Source organism: Clostridium sp. AF23-6LB (assembly GCF_003461085.1).
Lineage (GTDB): Bacteria > Bacillota > Clostridia > Lachnospirales > Lachnospiraceae > Coprococcus > Coprococcus ammoniilyticus.
The window spans coordinates 239,760-257,474 of the sequence record NZ_QTWK01000005.1; the positions used below are offsets into that span (position 1 = coordinate 239,760).

A 17,715-nucleotide genomic window follows, 5' to 3' on the forward strand; every position below is an offset into this window, starting at 1 on the left:
AACCGTTTTTCAGAAATTGGTGGAAAGGAGTGCTGGATGTTGTTAGCTTGGATCAAAAATATCGTCCTTTTTATATTATTCTCCTCGCTGGTATTTTTCTTGCTTCCGGATGAGAAATACAGAAAATATATGCAGACGGCGGTTGGTTTTGTACTGGCGATCATTGTCCTGACACCTGTATTAAGTGCGGGAGGCTTGAACGACATTCTAAGCTTTGATTATTACTATGAATCTATTGCAGGCGCACCGGGAAATGGCGATGTTACATATTATACAGATGTCATGGAGACTATGATCGAAGATCATTTGCGTGATACATTTCAATTGGGCAATAAGGTAACGATTACCTTTGATGGGAACTATACGATCACAGCGGTTGAGGTTGATGTTGTCTCTACAACATCAGACAGTGTAGCAGATACAACCGTGGATGTAGCAAAACTCCGTCAGGAGATCGCAAAAGAGTATAAGATCAGTGAGGACAGGATAGAAATATTTGTAAATGGATATCAGACAAAATAACATGTACTAAAAGCGGACATGTTACATATAATGGAGTGAGAGAGCATGGAAGGAATATGGAATAACATCAAACAAAAGCTGCAGGAACTGAAAAAAGACAAAAATGCGGCACTTCGAAAGTGCATGGGGATTTTGCTTGCAGGTATTTGTCTGCTGGTCATTCTCTGGCCGTCTGATAAGGAAAACGGATTTTCCGGACTTGATGCTTTAACCGGAACGAAGCAGGATAAAACGCCCGGTGGAGTGACTGGAAAACAACAGAACGGGGAGGCTGCTACGGATAATGGACAGGAAACTTCCGGAGAAATATTATCGGCGAACAGCGGCTATGAAGACTATATAGTATTTCAGGAGGAGAAGCTGCGAGGGATACTGTCTCAGGTGAAGGGTGTCGGAACGGTAAGTGTCATGATCACATTAAAAGATGGAGGCGAGAAGATCATAGAGAAGGATGTGACGAAGTCCGATAGTGAGTCAGATGGCAGCAGTCAGAAGAGCAGGAGCGAGACCTCTGTTATGACAAACGCAGACAGCGGCGAATATCCCTATGTGAGCAAAACACTGGAGCCGGAGATTGAGGGGGTTCTGGTCAGTTGTACGGGGGCTTCCGATCCAACTGTTGCAATGAAAATAACCGAAGCGGTGCAGGCATTATTTGGTGTTCCGGCGCATAAGATAGTTGTATTAGAACAAGAATAAAGCATGGAGGATATGGATGAAGAAAAAGATCTTTAAGAAAAACCGTCTGGTGATACTTGCCCTGTCGGTTATGATCGGAGTTGCAGGCTATCTGAATTTCAATGCAGGGAAAAGAGACGACCTGTTGCGGCAAAAGGCAAAGGAGACAAATGCGGATGCCGAAGTTATCAGCTATGACAGTGAGAAAGCTGACGCTTCCGACACTTCAGAAAAAGAGCTTACAGATCAGGCAGATAAAGAAACGATGGGAGCTGCGGATAATACAGAAGCAGGCGGAGAAGCTGCATCGGAGAATATCGATCCTACATATCTGGAACAGGCAGCTTTAGAGGAAAATGTGGAGTTAAACAGTGATGAAGAAGACATCGGAGAAGCAGTCCTTACCAGTGCGCAGGCAATGAGAACGAATCTCGCAACCGCAAAGCTGAACCGGGAACAGAACCGGGCAAAAAGTAAGGAAGCACTGCTTGCGATCATCAACGATGAAACTATGGACAGTGCAGCAAAAGATGAAGCAGTAAGCAGCTATGTAAAACTTACCGATACGATCGAGAAGGAGACGGATGCAGAAACTGTCCTGACAGCAAAAGGCTATACCGATTGCATTGTAACCGTAAATGATGATACAGTCGATGTCACCCTCCCTGTTGCCACCCTGTCCGACACCGAACGCGCACAGGTGGAGGACATCGTAACCAGAAAAACCGGCTACGACGTATCCCAGCTTGTAATAACAGTTGCCGAAGATAAGTAGGAATACACCTGCTAGAATTATGACATAAATATGATGCCCTCTATAAATGACTTGCTGCGCTTTCGACTCAAAGCACAGCGGACGGCACTATAAACAAGAACCGGATACTCCATTGTAAATGACTAGCAGCGCTTTCGATTCGAAGTAAATGGCCTATTCGTAAATACTCCTGTGCCAACTCGCCTTCGGCTCAAACAGGCACCCGTATTTACTGACAATGTGCTTTTTCAGTCGAAATGCTCGCAAATGTCATATTATAAAGGGCATCATTTTTTTATGTTATAAAGCCCAGCAGGTGTAATTACAAGTTGTGATATGTCACAACGGAAAATAAATAAGTGAGATTAAATTTAAAGATTTGGAGCTTATATATTTTATATAGAAATTAACAGGCACTACAACAAACACCGGAGCCACATTGTAAGATGACATCCGCGAGCATTTCGACAAGAGAAGTAAATTGCCTGTAAATACGGGTGCCTGTCTGAGCCGAAGGCGAGTTGGCACAGGAGTATTTACAAATAGGGCATTTACTTCGGATCGAAAGCACAGCAGGTCATTTACAATGTGGCTCCGGTGTTTGTTGCAGTGCTGTTCGTTTGGTGTAAAACTGCACAAAAACAACTGGATATTTTGTATAAATAGAATGTGTTACCTTGTTTTTATGTAGGGTGTCAGATATAATGAAACTATATGTCTATATAGCAGAAAAAGATGCAGAATAACATGAAAAACAAGTTTTTTTACAGGGAGGTATGAATGAAAAACGGAAGAACAACAATGATAAAAAGGATTTTTGCCGTGACGCTGGCATTTGCGGTAGCTGTCTCGATCCTGACAGTGCCGGTACAGGAAGCGTATGCAGCCGGTGGCAAGGTAAAAACGGTGGCAGTTACAAACCTGCCCGCAAAACAACTGACACTTAAAAAAGGAAAGACATTTACCTTAAAATCAAAGGTAACAGTAACCAGAAAGGCTTCAAAGAAGGTTACATATAAGACAAGCAACAAAAAGATTGCGACGGTAAATGCAAAAGGTAAGATCACAGCGAAGAAAAAAGGAACCGCTAAGATCTATGTGATCTCAAAGGCAGATAAGAAGAAAAAATGCACGATCACAGTGACAGTCGGTACACCAGTTACCAAGGTAAAGCTGAACAAGACCAAGTCTACGATGACAATTGGCAAAAAGCAGACCTTAAAGGCAACGGTTACACCGAAGAAAGCCAGCAGCAAGGCAGTCGTATGGAAGTCATCCAATAAGAAGGTTGCAACTGTAACCAGCAAAGGTGTTGTAAAGGCAAAGAAGGAAGGAACCGTCACGATTACGGCAACAGCAAAGGACGGATCCGGTAAGAAAGCCACCTGTAAGATTACAGTGAAGAAAGCAGCTTCGATCATACCAATCCCGACACCGGAAGAACCACTGATCGTTAAGAGCCTGAATATAGCACAGCCGGATCTGTTAACCATTACATTAACAAAGCAGGCAGCACTCACGGCTTCGGACTTTCAGGTATGGGCAAAGAAATATGAAAGTGCAGACTATCTGAAACAGTATACGATCGGACAGATAACAACAACGGATTCGCTTACTTATAAGATTAAGCTTACAGGAGATTCGGTGTTACAGAAAAACTCCTATATAAAAGTAGTAGTTCCAAAATTAAATCTGTCAAGAGAATGTATCTATCGGGATGAAACTTATACGATAGAAAAATCAGAAACATATGTATACAAACTTGGAGATTCTGTTGATAAGAGTCAGACACTTGGAAAGGGCTATTCCAATTGCTCTGTCAGCGGACTGCCGGCAGGGGTTAAATATCAGATCAAGACAGCTGCTGCCACATGTACACTTAAATTTAACGGTAACGTGACAAAGCAAGGGAAATATACAAGTAAATTAGTCTATGAAGATGAACTTGGTAACAAATTCAGTATGACTATCATCTGGCTGGTTTATGATGGAACGGAACTGCTTGTAAAGGATGCGGAAAAGGTTCTGACAACTGCATGGGGAACTACGCTTCCACAGCTTAAGGTATATGGCGGAAACGGTACTGATACGAGCGATTATACATATGAGATTTTACGAGAAGAAAGTGACAGTGCTGCATTAGCAGTTTCTTCACTCATCAATGGTGGAGCCGGGATACAGGTATCATCCCCAAAACTGTCAACCGGAACCTACAAGCTTCGTATCCGTGCAACAGATAAGACAGACACTTCTATGACAAGCACAGGAACTCTTACACTAAAAATTATAGAAGGCGGTTATTTACAGGGTAAAGTAAAAGATGCAAATGGCGATCCACTGACCAGTTTTCAATTCACTATGAAGAACCAAAATGAATATGCCGAGTATACGGATGAGGTAAGCGGCAGATGGAATGGTGTTAGTAAGGATGGAGTCATTTTAATGGATGATCTGGAAGCCGGTACTTATGATGTTGCGGTATCCAGTTATAGTGGAACAGTAGGTACTACTGTTTATAATCTGAAGACTCAGAAAGCGGCATATGGAACAGATGATGTGCATCCGGTCTGGTCATTTGATGTCACACTCCCGGTATATAAGGTTACTATAGAGCTGGACCCGGATGTGCCAGATGCAGTGAAAAATATAACCGGTTTTGGCAATTGGCAGGATGTTTCGGATGGAAGTTATTATGGATCGACCAAAACCGTTTATCTGGAAAATGGAACTCATCATTTAACCTGTCGAAAGAGTATAAGTGGTGAAATTTATAATTTTTATCTGGATGTGACGGTGAACGGAAGTAATACGACCGCATATGCATATGTCAAAGAATAAGGTTCGTATGAGAATAGATTAGGGAATCTACAGAAGGAGAGTATAGATGAAAGAAAGACGATATAATTTGTCTGTGAAAAGATTTCTGGCATGGGTGATAGCGATCGCAGTTGCAGTATCCATTCTGACTGTCCCACAGACAGAGAGCTATGCAGCCGGTGGTAAGATCAAAACCATAGCGGTTACGAATCTGCCGGCAAAGCAGTTAACCTTAAAAAAAGGAAAATCCTTTACCTTAAAGACAAAGGTAACAGCGACAGGAAAGATTTCCAAAAAGGTCGCATATAAATCGAGTAACAAGAAAGTTGCAACTGTAAATGCAAAGGGTAAGATCACGGCAAAGAAGAAGGGAACCGCTACGATCACCGTTTACTCCAAAGCAGATAAGAAAAAGACCTGTAAGATCAAGGTGACAGTTGGTACCCCGGTTACCAAGGTGAAGTTAAATAAGACAAAGGCAAACTTAAATGTCGGTAAATCACTGACCTTAAAGACAACCCTTTCACCGAAGAAACCAAGCAATAAAGGAATCATTTGGAAAAGTTCAAATACCAAGGTTGCAACTGTAACCAGCAAAGGTGTCGTAAAGGCAAAGAAAGCGGGAACCGTTACGATCACAGCGACAGCAAAGGATGGTTCCGGTAAGAAAGCAGCCTGTAAGATCACTGTAAAGAAAGCAGCGGTGACTCCGGTTGTTCCGGAAGTACCGGTTGTGATCCGGAACGTGAGTATTGTGAATAAAGCAGTGATCCAGGTGACATTAAATAAGGCAAAAATATTACAGACATCGGATTTTGCAGTATCCAGTAAGGTATATGGATACGGGAACTTTGTAAGAAAGTGTGTGATTGATCATCTGGAAACAACAAATAACATTACATATAAGCTTTATCTGGACAAACAGGATATTTTTTATAATGGAGATATTGTTCAGGTATCTGTTCCTGTATTAAACAGTACAAAGGAATTGACATATCGGACAACGCCGACAGAGATAACAACAAGATCAGAAGTACGACGCAGAAAAGGAACAGTGGTAGGTGAAAATTCCTTAGATACTTCAGGAGTTTATGATCCGAATGTACAGGGCTATGCTGTATATACAGTAAGCAATCTTCCAACCGGTCTTTCGTATAAGGTGGTAGATGACGCAGACCAATCCGGTTATCTGCAGTTTTATGGTACCTTGAAAGAGACAGGAATCTGGGAGACAAAGGTTGATGTCGTAGATGAATTTGGAAATAAGATTCATTATATCAAGGTATGGAAAGTATATGATGAAAGGGCAGTCATAGCACAGGATATTACAAAATATGGATGCCTGAGTTTTCCAGCTCCAAACAAACCAAATGGAACTTATACAGTAAAGTATGGAGCACAGATAAGTCCTATTGGTGGTAATGGCAGTTACAAATATGAAGTTGTGTCAAAAGCAGATTGTCTGGATTTGGTGATGTCAACAACCGGAGTACAGTATTGTTCGATTGATACAGATCAGGCTGGTGAATATACCATGAAGATAAAGATCTCTGACAGCAGGGATGCCAGTGTTTTCACATACTGTACAGTAACCTTTGTTATAAAGCCGGGAGTCCTGCTCAGTGTTACAGCTACCGATCTGGATGGAAATAAGATCAAATATACCGGTATAGATACTTATTTGTGCAGACTTAAATCCCAGTGGAAGGATAATTCATACAGTGAGATCAGCTATGCACGAGAGGTCGGGGAGATTAGCGATGGAATGGCAATGTACAGCTATGTACCGGAAGGAGTCTATGATATCTCGATTGAGGATGAAAGAGGCGGAACAGGAGCCTATGCAAGTGATTATTTTGTAAGTGCAGCTACGAATGAAGTTAAGTTAACTCTTCCTGTATATCAACAGACCATCGTGTCGGATAATACGGATTTTGCAGATCTTAGCGAAATGGGAGAGTGGAAGGATGAAAATGGAGTTGTACAGGGAAAAGGCGGATACCTCTATCTGGCGGTTGGTAATTATACACTGACCGGTACCGCGGAGAAAGATGGTGTGACTTATCAGGCAACTCTTAAAATATCAGTTACAAATACTACACGGGCTGCAATGGTAACCGCCCATGTAGTGGCAAAATAAAACAAAAGAATACTAATCGTAAAAGATTATAATTATGCGACGGATACCTGTTATAATGATTTGATGCACATATCACATTATAGTAGGTATTCGTTTTTTTATGTGAAAAATTGTATTTTTGTCAAAGCTGTAAACACAGCAATGTGTATATATTTTATTTATATTATATAAAAATATAAATAAACAACATTAACAATGCAAATACTATGCTGGAAACTATAAATTAGTATAAAGTCATAAGATATTCAAAGAATATGAACAAATTCAGAATTAGCTATTGTACAAAGTGAATGGATATGCAGGTATGATCTGTCTGGCTGGTGCTTGTATCATATAACAACATTAGCGAAGCTTCCGTTATGAAGTGCACATTGTCAGCACATACGGGTGCATGTCTGAGCCGCAGGCGAGTTTGCACAGGAGTATGTGCGGATAAGACATGTGCACTTCATAGGAAGAGAAGCGCGTTGTTATATGATACAAGCACCAGCGGACACAACATACCTGCATATCCCTCACAAAACTAATGACTAATTCTGAATTTTCCCCGCCAATTCCGGGTGTTGAATGTTTTTCATAATTGCGGTATAATATTGAATCAATATGTACAAATACAGGAAGTCTGGAGGTATACAGAATGAGTGAAGAAAATACAAGCACGTATGAAAATATAGAAGAAGAAAATTCCATCGGTCATGTACAGATCGCAGGCGAGGTAATCGCGATCATTGCAGGTCTGGCAGCAACTGAAGTAGACGGTGTATCAAGACTTGCCGGCTCACTATCAAATGAACTCGCAAGCCGTCTTGGCAAGAAGAATCCGGCAAAGGGCGTGAAAGTAGAATTACTGCCGGGCGAAGTAAAGGTAGATCTGGCAATTGACGTATTATATGAGTACAGCATTCCAACTGTGACAACACAAGTTCAGGATAAAGTAAAGCAGGCAATCGAGACTATGACAGGTCTTAATGTAACCAAGGTAAATATACGTGTAGCCGGCGTTCGCATGGCAGACGCAAACTAGAGAGGAACATATGACAAGACGAGAGATAAGAGAAACCGTATTTAAAATTTTATTCAGTCTGGAATTCAATGACATTTCAGAGATCAGAGAAGAAGCAGAACTCGAACTGGAGCATGCCAGCCTTTATGATGAAGACGATAACAAGATGGATGCAGTAGCCATGACAGAGGAAGAAAAAGCCTATGTTATAGATCGAGTAGAGGCAGTCGTAGCCCATATTACAGAGATCGATGAAACGATCAGTGGTATTTCACAGGGATGGAAGCTTGGCAGAATCGGAAAAGCAGAGCTTGCTATCTTAAGACTGGCTGTATACGAGATCAAATTTGATGAAGATATTCCTGTAAAGGTAGCGATCAATGAAGCAGTAGAGCTTGCAAAGACATACTGCGATGTAGAAGCAAAGAGCTTCATTAATGCACTTCTTGCAAAGCTTGCAGATTAGGTGAGAATATGGCAAAGAAAAGCTATACCGTCGGACAGGTAAATGGATATATCAAGAATCTGATCAGCAGTGATTATCTGCTTGGTGATATTTATGTGAAGGGAGAAGTCTCTAACTGCAAATATCACAGTTCCGGGCATATCTATTTTTCATTGAAGGATGAGACCGGTTCGATCATGGCTGTTATGTTTAAAAGTTATGCATATTCCGGTCTTGATTTCAAACTGGAAAACGGGCAGCAGGTAGTCTGCCACGGAAGTGTGAATATCTACGAACGGGATGGCAGATATCAGTTATATGTAAAAGAGATCAAGCTGGATGGGATTGGAAATCTCTATGAGCGGTATGAACAGTTGAAACAGAAGCTGTATGAACAGGGACTGTTTGAATTCGATATCAAGAAGCCGATACCGGCATATCCGAAGCGGGTAGGCATCGTGACAGCACAGACAGGTGCGGCGATCCAGGATATCAGAAACATCGCAAAGAGAAGAAATCCATATGTCCAGCTTATCCTGTATCCGGCAAAGGTACAGGGAGCTGGGGCAGCAGAGGATATTGCACATGGAATCGAAGTGTTGGATACTTTGGGCGTAGATACGATCATTATCGGTCGTGGCGGCGGTTCGATCGAAGATCTCTGGGCATTTAATGAGGAGGTCGTTGCATGGGCAATCTATCATGCAAAGACGCCGATCATTTCCGGTACAGGTCATGAGATTGATAATACCATCGCAGATTATGCGGCAGATCTTCGAGCTCCGACACCATCAGCCGCCTGTGAGCAGGCAATACCGGATGTGATGTCCACGGTTCATCAGGTCATAAATCAGGGCAGACAGATGGATTATCTGATGAAACGGAGACTTGCAGCATATCAGGAGAAGTTACAGGTAGCAGAACGGCATCTTCGTATACTGAATCCAAAACAACGACTGGCACAGCAGCAGATCTATCTGGATGATCTGTCAGATCGTTTAAACCGTGCTATGAAGAACAAATATGACAGATACGAACACCGGGTGATGCTTCTTGCAGAACGTCTGCATGGTCTGTCACCATCGGCGAAGCTTATAAACGGATTTGGATATATCGAAAAGACCGGAATGCCGGTAACAACGATAAAAGAGATAGAAAAAGACGACCACATTACCATCCGTGTTCATGATGGCCTGATCGAGACAAGAGTAACGGATGTGAAAGAGGAAGATTAGAAATGGCAGAGAAGATGGAAAAGGAGGATTTCTCGATCGAGGAATCCCTGAAGAAAATAGAAGCGATCACGGCTGTCTTAGAGAATCCTGCGACATCGTTAAAGGACAGTCTGGCAGCCTATGCAGAGGGCGTACAGCTTGTTCAGGCATGTAAGGACAATCTGTGTGATGTAGAAAAAGAAATGATCGTATTGAGTGGAGAGAACAGTGGAAAAGAATAAATTAGAACTTCGGACAAAAGAAGTACAGGATATTATATACACATATGCACCGGCAGAAGAAGGCTTCCAGAAGACTATCTTTACAGCGATGAATTATTCCTTTCAGGCAGGCGGAAAGAGACTACGGCCGTTATTAATGCAGGAAACCTACCGCTTGTTTGGCGGAACAGGGAAAGTCGTAGAGCCATTCATGGCAGCAATCGAGATGATACATACCTATTCCCTGATCCATGATGATCTGCCTGCATTGGATAATGATGAGTACCGCAGAGGCAGAAAAACCTCTCATGTAGTATTTGGTGAAGCAATGGCGATTCTTGCAGGAGATGCACTTTTAAATTACGCGTTTGAGACAGCCTGTAAGGCGTTTGAACTGGAACCGGGTGATCAGACTGTTGCCAGAGCATTCACGATCCTTGCGAAAAAAGCAGGTGTAAACGGAATGATCGGTGGTCAGGTTGTAGATGTAGAGATGACGGGGAAGCAGATGAGTGGTGATCAGCTTCATTTTGTGTATGAGAATAAGACCGGTGCGTTGATCGAAGCATCCATGATGATCGGTGCAGTTCTTGCCGGAGCAACGGAAGACGAATTGAAGCAGGTTGAGATGATCGCATCGGATATCGGACTGGCATTCCAAATCCAGGATGATCTTCTGGATATTCTGGGTGACAGTGCAGTGCTTGGAAAACCTGTCTGCTCAGATGAAGAAAATGGTAAAGTAACTTATGTCACGGTCCACGGACTTGAGGAGTCCAAGAAGGATGTCGCGGAGATATCCAGGCGTGCGGTTACAAGACTGGATCAGCTTCCGTATAAGAATGAATTTCTGGATGAATTGATTCTGGAACTGGTCAACAGAAAGAAATAACAGAGATGAAAGATATGAGTATACTGGATCGAATACAAGAACCAAATGACATAAAGAAAATAGATGAGAAAGATCTGCCGGAGCTGGCACAGGATATCCGAGAGTTTCTGATTGCAAATGTCAGCGAGACGGGTGGGCATTTGGCGTCAAACCTTGGGTGCGTGGAACTTACGATCGCACTTCACCGTGCGATGGATTTCCCGGCTGATAAGCTGGTATGGGATGTAGGACATCAGTCCTATGTGCATAAGATCCTGACCGGACGAAAAGATCAGATGACAACGTTACGGAAGTTTGGCGGTTTAAGCGGATTTCCCAAGACCAGTGAGAGTGATTGTGATGCTTTTAATACAGGACACAGTTCGACTGCGATGTCAGCAGCACTTGGTATGGCATGCGCAAGAGGAATCAAAGGAACACAGGAGAAGATTGCAGCCGTTGTTGGTGACGGTTCTTTCACCGGTGGTATGGTTTATGAAGCGCTAAATAACATGGCAGAGGTCAAGACCGGATGTCTGGTCGTGCTGAATGATAATGAGATGTCGATCGACCACAATGTAGGTGGAATGTCAAGCTACCTGAGTAAGCTTCGTGTCGGTCAGCCATATAATGATCTGAAAAACGGAATCGAGAAAGCACTGATGCATATACCGGTAGCAGGTGAGAAGCTTGCGAAAGGATTGAAGCGGTCAAAGGACTCTTTAAAGCAGATATTCGTTCCCGGAATGTTCTTTGAAGAAATGGGTGTTACTTATATCGGACCGATCGATGGTCATAATATACGCATGATGGAAGAAACCTTCCGGCGTGCATTTAAGTTAAATAAACCGATTCTGGTTCATGTGAAAACGATCAAAGGAAAAGGGTATAAATATGCGGAGAAGCATCCATGCTATTTCCATGGGATCAGTTCTTTTGATGTTGCAACCGGAAAAGTGAAAAATGTAGAAAAAGGTTTATCTTATACTGCTGTATTTGCGAGAAAACTGATAGAACTTGGAACAGAAAATAATCGAATCGTTGCGATCACGGCAGCAATGAGCAAGGGAACCGGAGTCAATAAATTTGCAGAGGAATTCCCGGATCGAACCTTTGATGTGGGAATTGCAGAAGAACATGCGGTAACATTTGCGGCAGGACTTGCTGCGGAGGGCATGATCCCCGTGGTAGCGGTATATTCTTCCTTCTTACAGCGGGCTTACGATCAGATCCTGCATGATGTCTGTATGCAGAATCTGCATGTTATATTTGCAATCGACCGGTCAGGGCTGGTCGGGGCAGACGGTGAGACACATCAGGGAATCTTTGATACAGCATTTTTATCGCATATTCCGAATCTGGTCATTATGGCTCCGAAGAACCGCTATGAGCTGACCAGAGCGATGGAATGGGCAGTAGCCTATGACGGACCGGTTGCGATCAAATACGCCAGAGGACAGGCATATTACGGTTTGAAAGATTATAATGAGCCGGTCGAATACGGAAAGAGCGAGATCCTCCGTGAGGGAAGTGAGATCGCATTAGTAGCAGTTGGAAATATGGTGGAAGAAACCGAGAAATTATATAACCGGTTCCTACAGGAAGGCAGACAGGTGACCTTTGTCAATGCAAGATTTATCAAGCCATTAGATAAAGAGATGATCGACCATCTGGCAGAGACACATAAGCTGATCGTAACGATCGAGGAAGGTATTCTGCATGGCGGTTATGGTGCTCTGGTTGAGGAATATCTGGAATCAAAGGCAAGTGATGTGAAGGTGCTTCCGATCGCAATCGAAGATACCTTTGTCCGTCATGGAAGTGTAGAAGAACTGAGAAAGATGTTGAAGATAGATGCTGAATCCATATACAGACGGATTCGGGACATAATGGAGTAGAGATGAAAGAACGACTGGATGTAATGATGGTAAATCGTGGACTTGCAGAGTCCAGAGAAAAAGCAAAGGCGATCATAATGTCGGGCATTGTCTATGTAGATAACATAAAGGAAGACAAGGCAGGATCGACATTTGATGAGAAAGCACAGATAGAAGTAAGAGGCAACACATTAAAATATGTGAGTCGTGGTGGTTTAAAGCTTGAAAAGGCAATGGATTGCTTCGGAGTAAGCCTTGCAGGAAAAGTGGCAATGGATGTTGGATCTTCAACCGGTGGATTTACGGACTGTATGCTGCAAAATGGTGCAGTTAAGGTGTATTCGGTGGATGTCGGACATGGACAGCTTGCATGGAAGCTTCGAAACGATGAGCGGGTTGTCTGTATGGAGAAAACAAATATCCGTTATGTGACACCGGATGATATCGAAGACAGGATTGCATTTGCATCGATCGATGTATCCTTTATTTCTTTGACAAAGGTGCTTCCTCCGGTAAAAGAGCTTCTGACAGACGATGGAGAGATCGTGTGTCTGATCAAGCCGCAGTTTGAAGCCGGCAGAGAAAAGGTCGGTAAAAAGGGCGTTGTCAGGGATCAGAAGGTGCATGTAGAAGTGGTTGAGATGATCGTTGATTTTGCAAGACAGATTGGATTTAAAACACTTGACTTAAGCTATTCACCGATCAAGGGACCGGAAGGAAATATCGAGTATCTTTTGTACATAACAAAGGATCAGACGAAGGAAAATAAAGAATTTGATATAAAGGCTATGGTGGAAGAATCACACAGATGCCTGTAAGAGGAGTAAAGATCCGATGAATCGTTTTATGATCGTGGTGAATCCCGATAAGGACACCGATTCGACAGTTACAAACAGAATACAGAGTTATCTGGAAGCGCATGGAGCAGCCTGTATGGTGCGGGATGTATTCCATCTGGAGTCTTCGGACTGGGAAGCTTTAAAGAAAGAGCAGTTTGACTGTGTACTGGTTCTTGGTGGTGATGGAACGCTTTTGCGCATGGCAGGTGAGACGGAAGATATTGATATACCGTTATTTGGCATTAATCTGGGTACGGTAGGCTTTCTGACAGAAGGGGAAGTTGCAAATATCGAAGAGATACTGGATCGGCTGCTGACGGATGATTTTACGATTGAAGAACGAATGATGGTCACAGGTACGGTTACGAAAGCGGATGGCACAACGTATCGCAAGAGTGCTTTAAATGATATCGTGATCAGCCGGGCAGGATTTTCCAGACTGATCGGACTTAATGTGTCTGTTGATGGACAGGTGCTTGATACATATGAGGCAGATGGTGTTGTGATATCGACACCGACAGGCTCAACCGGCTATAATCTGTCAGCGGGAGGGCCAATCGTCAGCCCGGATGCAGAGCTATTAGTGATCACGCCGGTATCACCACATTCATTGACTGCAAAGAGTATCGTATTATCCGGTAAAGAGGAGATTACGATAGAGATCACCAAGAAGCGTAAGACACAGGATACAGAGGCGATCTGTTCTTTTGATGGTGGTAATGATGTGGAATTATCTGTTGGTGACCGGGTAGATATCCGCAAGGCGGAGAAGATAACCAGACTGATCAAAGCAAGTAATGTAAATTTTTATGAGATACTTAGAAATAAATTAGGAGGAAACTGAGATGAAATATCAAAGACAGGCAAAGATACTGGAGCTTGTTGAAAAATATGATATTGAAACACAGGATGATCTTCTGGAGAAACTGAAGGAAGAGGGATTTCAGGCAACACAGGCAACTGTTTCCAGAGATATTCGGGAAATGAATCTGACCAAGGTATCCGTACCGGGAGCCAGACAGAAGTATGCCGTTGAGAAGAACAATCGTTATGAGACGCTGGATTCCTATAAGAAGGTTCTGAGCACAGGAATTATTTCTGTAGATGCAGCAGAGAACCTGATCGTGATCAAGACAATCTCCGGTGTTGCCATGGCTGTAGCGGCTGCACTGGATCATATGGCTATTGATGGGCTGATGGGCTGTATCGCAGGAGATGATACGATCTTCCTTGCTGTGAAGGATAAGAACCTGACGATGTCGATCAAGGCGCAGATTGAAAAGATGTAAATTCTGTTATTTTGTGCATGGAATACACAGGAGGACATATGCTTTTAAATGTACACATAAAAAATATTGCATTGATTGAAGATGCAAATATCAATTTTACAGATGGACTGAATATCTTAACCGGTGAGACCGGTGCAGGTAAGTCTATTATTATGGGAGCTTTAAAGATTGGTATGGGAGGCAAGCTTCCCAAAGATATGCTGAGAGATCCGGAAAAAGAAGGCTTCTGTCAGTTATTATTTTTTATTGATGATGAATCACTGGTGAAGCAGCTGCAGGAGCTTGGGATTACACCGTCAGAGGATGGAGAGATCATCATAACCAGACGAATAGTAAATGGCAGAACCATGAATACTATTAATGACCAGACAGTAACAGCAGCAAAGTTAAAAGATGTTTCGGCGCTTCTTGTGGATATGCATGCACAGCATGAGCAGCAGATCCTGTTGAAGAAGGCAGAGCATTTGAATATTATGGATAAATTTGCAAAAAGACCGCTTGCTTCATTAAAACAGAAATATGAAGACTGCTATAAAACATTTGAAGATCTTCGAAAAGAACTGGAAGAAGGACAGATGGATGAAGGCGAGCGGAAACGGAAACTGGAATATATCCGGTTTGAAGCAGGAGAGATCGAAGGTGCCAGGCTGGTTCCGGGTGAAGATGAAGAACTGGAGAAGCAGTACCGTAAGATGGTGAATGCCAAGGATATTGTAGAAGCAGTTTCTGAGGTTTATTCGATCACAGGGTATAACCGGAACGCATCTGCCGGAAATGAGATCGGACGTGCGCTTGCAAGCTTAAAAGCGATAAAAGGTCTGGATGAGGAGATAGAGAGCATCTTCAGTGAGCTTACAAATATTGATTCGCTGTTAAATGATTTTAATGTATCGGTCAGTGATTATATGCAGAGTATGGAATTCGATGAGTCTGAATTCCATGAGGTTGAAGATCGGCTGAATACCATTAATAATTTAAAAGGAAAATATGGAAGAACCCTAGATGATGTACTTGCTTATCTGGAGCAGTTGAAGCAGGATGAAGCAAAGCTTGTGCAGTATGAGGAATATGCGGAAGAATTGCAACAGAAAGTGAAAACAGCAAAAAAAGAACTGGATCAGGCGGCGGAAGCTTTAAGTGCAGAACGAAAGATTCAGGCAAAAGAATTATGTAAGCGGGTATCAGAGGCACTGGAGGATCTGAGTTTTAATCAGATCCGGTTCGATATGCATTTTGATCGTCTGACACATCCGGGAACTTCCGGTATCGACGACTGTTACTTTGTTGTATCGACAAATGTCGGAGAAAAGGAACGTCCGCTTTATGAGGTTGCATCCGGCGGTGAGCTTTCGAGGATCATGCTGGCGATCAAATCCTGCATGGCATCGGAAGATAACATTGATACTCTGATATTTGATGAGATTGATGTTGGTATCAGCGGCAGAGCAGCATCAAGTGTGGCAGCAAAGCTTGCGGTTATATCAAAAGCGCATCAGGTGATCAGTATTACGCATCTGCCACAGATTGCAGCAATGGCGGACAGCCATTACAGAATTGAAAAAGTGGTAAAGGATGGCAAGACGATCACGCAGATCTCCAAGTTAGACCGGGAAGAATCTGTGCTTGAGATTGCCAGACTGCTTGGCGGTGCAGAGATCACAAATGCTGCGGTTGAAAATGCCAGGGATATGAAAGAACTGGCAGACAAAGCAAAAATACACTAATTAAAAACAGAACAAAAAAACCAATACTAAGAGTAGCAATAAAACAATTGCTGCTCTTTTTTAGTTTTTTTGCGCATATGATGAGCCAAAGTCTGTGCGGTGGATTTTCTGAGAGCAGCCTGTAAATGGAAAGGAGAAGTTAGGATGGAAGAAAGTAAAACTTCAAGTCGTTACCGTTCGCTGCTGATCGGATTTTTGATCTTGGATCTGATCGCATTTACACTGCTGGCAGTCGCTTATTTCTGGAACGGAGATATCGGAGATCAGGAGATCAAGTATGAAGATGCGGAGCTTGTATTCGATGATCTGTCCGGACAGAAAGTGATACCGTCCGGCGAACCGGTCGGGATCTATCTGAAAACAGATGGCGTTATGGTCGTAGATTGTGACGAGGTGGAAACTGCACAGGGAGAGATTTGCTCTCCCTGTAACGGCCTGCTTCAGACAGGAGATTACATCACAGCTGTAAATGAAACAGCCATATCAACAAAAAAGGAACTGATGCAGGCTTTATCCGGGAATAATACTGGAACTGTGAGACTTACATTTCTGCGGGACGGAAAGTCACAGGTAGCAGAGGTTACACCTGTGAAAACAAATAAGAATGCTTATATGTTAGGACTGTGGGTGAAGGATGATATATCGGGTATCGGAACAGTGACCTTCCTATGTGGCAATCAGTTTATGGCACTTGGACACAGCGTATCGGATAATGATACCGGGCTTAAGATCAGCAGCACCGGTGGGGGTATCTATACTACACATATAACGAAGATCAACCGATCCTTTGTGTCGATGCCGGGGCAGCTTCAGGGAACGATCCTTTACAAGAAGGATCTGATCGGAATTGTAGAAGGTAATTATGATAACGGAATCGGCGGATATCTCGATGAAGAATATGTGGCGAAGCATTACAAAGCTGCAGAAGCCATGTATATCGCAGATCCTGATGAAGTTCAGACCGGAGAGGCATATATTTATTCCAGATTGGATGGGAATCTGAAAAAATACAAGATCAACATTCTGGCGGTTCATACCGATACTGCCAATAAAAATATGGAATTTAAGGTAGAGGACGAGGATCTGATCGCACTTACCGGCGGTGTCTGTCAGGGCATGAGTGGAAGCCCGATCGTACAGAATGGCAAGCTGATCGGGGCGGTTACACATGTGCTTGTGGATGATCCTACGGAAGGGTATGCTGTATTTATTGAAAATATGATAAAGTAGTGACTTAATTGATTATTCATGTTAGAATCGAAGCTGTACACTGTTAAAAGAAAAAAGAGAAGGGATATTTTGCTTCAGGGTACATGGAGCA

16 protein-coding genes are annotated in these 17,715 nt (G+C 42.9%); all 16 read left to right on the forward strand.

Annotated elements, in window-relative coordinates; all coding sequences use genetic code 11:
- Nucleotides 1–36: 36 nt before the first annotated feature.
- The 16 genes from DWY07_RS12520 to DWY07_RS12605 all read left to right on the forward strand — a co-directional run bounded on the left by DWY07_RS12520 (nucleotide 37) and on the right by DWY07_RS12605 (nucleotide 17,624).
- Nucleotides 37–522 carry a stage III sporulation protein AF gene (locus DWY07_RS12520; protein ID WP_173783852.1) on the forward strand — a complete coding sequence of 162 codons (486 nt, stop codon included), beginning with the start codon at nucleotides 37–39 and terminating at the stop codon, nucleotides 520–522.
- A gap of 45 nt (nucleotides 523–567) precedes the next feature.
- Nucleotides 568–1,221: a hypothetical protein gene (locus tag DWY07_RS12525; RefSeq protein WP_117808434.1), complete on the forward strand. Its 654-nt coding sequence runs from the start codon at nucleotides 568–570 to the stop codon at nucleotides 1,219–1,221.
- 16 nt (nucleotides 1,222–1,237) lie between these two features.
- Nucleotides 1,238–1,975 carry a SpoIIIAH-like family protein gene (locus DWY07_RS12530; RefSeq protein ID WP_117808433.1) on the forward strand — a complete coding sequence of 246 codons (738 nt, stop codon included), beginning with the start codon at nucleotides 1,238–1,240 and terminating at the stop codon, nucleotides 1,973–1,975.
- Between the two features lie 759 nt (nucleotides 1,976–2,734).
- The gene (locus DWY07_RS12540; protein ID WP_117785082.1) at nucleotides 2,735–4,792 is read left to right on the forward strand and encodes an Ig-like domain-containing protein; all 2,058 of its coding nucleotides are present in this window, start codon (nucleotides 2,735–2,737) and stop codon (nucleotides 4,790–4,792) included.
- Nucleotides 4,793–4,838: 46 nt separating this feature from the next.
- Nucleotides 4,839–6,911 (forward strand): Ig-like domain-containing protein, encoded by a 2,073-nt coding sequence (locus DWY07_RS12545; protein WP_117823478.1) that lies wholly within the window; start codon nucleotides 4,839–4,841, stop codon nucleotides 6,909–6,911.
- A 637-nt stretch (nucleotides 6,912–7,548) separates the two neighbouring features.
- Nucleotides 7,549–7,935: an Asp23/Gls24 family envelope stress response protein gene (locus tag DWY07_RS12555; RefSeq protein ID WP_008401476.1), complete on the forward strand. Its 387-nt coding sequence runs from the start codon at nucleotides 7,549–7,551 to the stop codon at nucleotides 7,933–7,935.
- Between the two features lie 10 nt (nucleotides 7,936–7,945).
- Nucleotides 7,946–8,380, forward strand: coding sequence for a transcription antitermination factor NusB (gene nusB, locus DWY07_RS12560; protein ID WP_021944759.1), 435 nt, complete (start codon nucleotides 7,946–7,948; stop codon nucleotides 8,378–8,380).
- An 8-nt stretch (nucleotides 8,381–8,388) separates the two neighbouring features.
- Nucleotides 8,389–9,594 (forward strand): exodeoxyribonuclease VII large subunit, encoded by a 1,206-nt coding sequence (gene xseA / locus DWY07_RS12565; RefSeq protein ID WP_117823482.1) that lies wholly within the window; start codon nucleotides 8,389–8,391, stop codon nucleotides 9,592–9,594.
- A 2-nt stretch (nucleotides 9,595–9,596) separates the two neighbouring features.
- Entirely contained in the window at nucleotides 9,597–9,815 is a 219-nt protein-coding gene (xseB, locus tag DWY07_RS12570; protein WP_117823484.1) for an exodeoxyribonuclease VII small subunit, read from the forward strand.
- Nucleotides 9,802–10,686, forward strand: a complete 885-nt coding sequence (locus DWY07_RS12575) for a polyprenyl synthetase family protein (protein WP_242997365.1) — start codon at nucleotides 9,802–9,804, stop codon at nucleotides 10,684–10,686. The genes xseB and DWY07_RS12575 overlap by 14 nt, the downstream gene beginning before the upstream one ends.
- A gap of 5 nt (nucleotides 10,687–10,691) precedes the next feature.
- Nucleotides 10,692–12,563, forward strand: a complete 1,872-nt coding sequence (gene dxs / locus DWY07_RS12580) for a 1-deoxy-D-xylulose-5-phosphate synthase (protein WP_117823486.1) — start codon at nucleotides 10,692–10,694, stop codon at nucleotides 12,561–12,563.
- Nucleotides 12,564–12,565: 2 nt separating this feature from the next.
- Entirely contained in the window at nucleotides 12,566–13,360 is a 795-nt protein-coding gene (locus tag DWY07_RS12585) for a TlyA family RNA methyltransferase (RefSeq protein WP_021944754.1), read from the forward strand.
- A gap of 16 nt (nucleotides 13,361–13,376) precedes the next feature.
- Nucleotides 13,377–14,225, forward strand: a complete 849-nt coding sequence (locus DWY07_RS12590; RefSeq protein WP_226801086.1) for an NAD(+)/NADH kinase — start codon at nucleotides 13,377–13,379, stop codon at nucleotides 14,223–14,225.
- Nucleotide 14,226: 1 nt separating this feature from the next.
- Entirely contained in the window at nucleotides 14,227–14,670 is a 444-nt protein-coding gene (gene argR / locus DWY07_RS12595; RefSeq protein WP_021944752.1) for an arginine repressor, read from the forward strand.
- A 38-nt stretch (nucleotides 14,671–14,708) separates the two neighbouring features.
- Nucleotides 14,709–16,394: a DNA repair protein RecN gene (recN, locus tag DWY07_RS12600; protein ID WP_242997367.1), complete on the forward strand. Its 1,686-nt coding sequence runs from the start codon at nucleotides 14,709–14,711 to the stop codon at nucleotides 16,392–16,394.
- Between the two features lie 144 nt (nucleotides 16,395–16,538).
- Nucleotides 16,539–17,624, forward strand: coding sequence for a SpoIVB peptidase S55 domain-containing protein (locus DWY07_RS12605; RefSeq protein WP_117823490.1), 1,086 nt, complete (start codon nucleotides 16,539–16,541; stop codon nucleotides 17,622–17,624).
- Nucleotides 17,625–17,715 lie beyond the last annotated feature (91 nt).

Coding starts and splice junctions, on each gene's coding strand:
- DWY07_RS12520 (WP_173783852.1), top strand. CDS start 37: ATGTTGTTAGCTTGGATCAAAAATATCGTCCTTTTTATATTATTCTCC.
- DWY07_RS12525 (WP_117808434.1), top strand. CDS start 568: ATGGAAGGAATATGGAATAACATCAAACAAAAGCTGCAGGAACTGAAA.
- DWY07_RS12530 (WP_117808433.1), top strand. CDS start 1,238: ATGAAGAAAAAGATCTTTAAGAAAAACCGTCTGGTGATACTTGCCCTG.
- DWY07_RS12540 (WP_117785082.1), top strand. CDS start 2,735: ATGAAAAACGGAAGAACAACAATGATAAAAAGGATTTTTGCCGTGACG.
- DWY07_RS12545 (WP_117823478.1), top strand. CDS start 4,839: ATGAAAGAAAGACGATATAATTTGTCTGTGAAAAGATTTCTGGCATGG.
- DWY07_RS12555 (WP_008401476.1), top strand. CDS start 7,549: ATGAGTGAAGAAAATACAAGCACGTATGAAAATATAGAAGAAGAAAAT.
- nusB (WP_021944759.1), top strand. CDS start 7,946: ATGACAAGACGAGAGATAAGAGAAACCGTATTTAAAATTTTATTCAGT.
- xseA (WP_117823482.1), top strand. CDS start 8,389: ATGGCAAAGAAAAGCTATACCGTCGGACAGGTAAATGGATATATCAAG.
- xseB (WP_117823484.1), top strand. CDS start 9,597: ATGGCAGAGAAGATGGAAAAGGAGGATTTCTCGATCGAGGAATCCCTG.
- dxs (WP_117823486.1), top strand. CDS start 10,692: ATGAAAGATATGAGTATACTGGATCGAATACAAGAACCAAATGACATA.
- DWY07_RS12585 (WP_021944754.1), top strand. CDS start 12,566: ATGAAAGAACGACTGGATGTAATGATGGTAAATCGTGGACTTGCAGAG.
- DWY07_RS12590 (WP_226801086.1), top strand. CDS start 13,377: ATGAATCGTTTTATGATCGTGGTGAATCCCGATAAGGACACCGATTCG.
- argR (WP_021944752.1), top strand. CDS start 14,227: ATGAAATATCAAAGACAGGCAAAGATACTGGAGCTTGTTGAAAAATAT.
- recN (WP_242997367.1), top strand. CDS start 14,709: ATGCTTTTAAATGTACACATAAAAAATATTGCATTGATTGAAGATGCA.
- DWY07_RS12605 (WP_117823490.1), top strand. CDS start 16,539: ATGGAAGAAAGTAAAACTTCAAGTCGTTACCGTTCGCTGCTGATCGGA.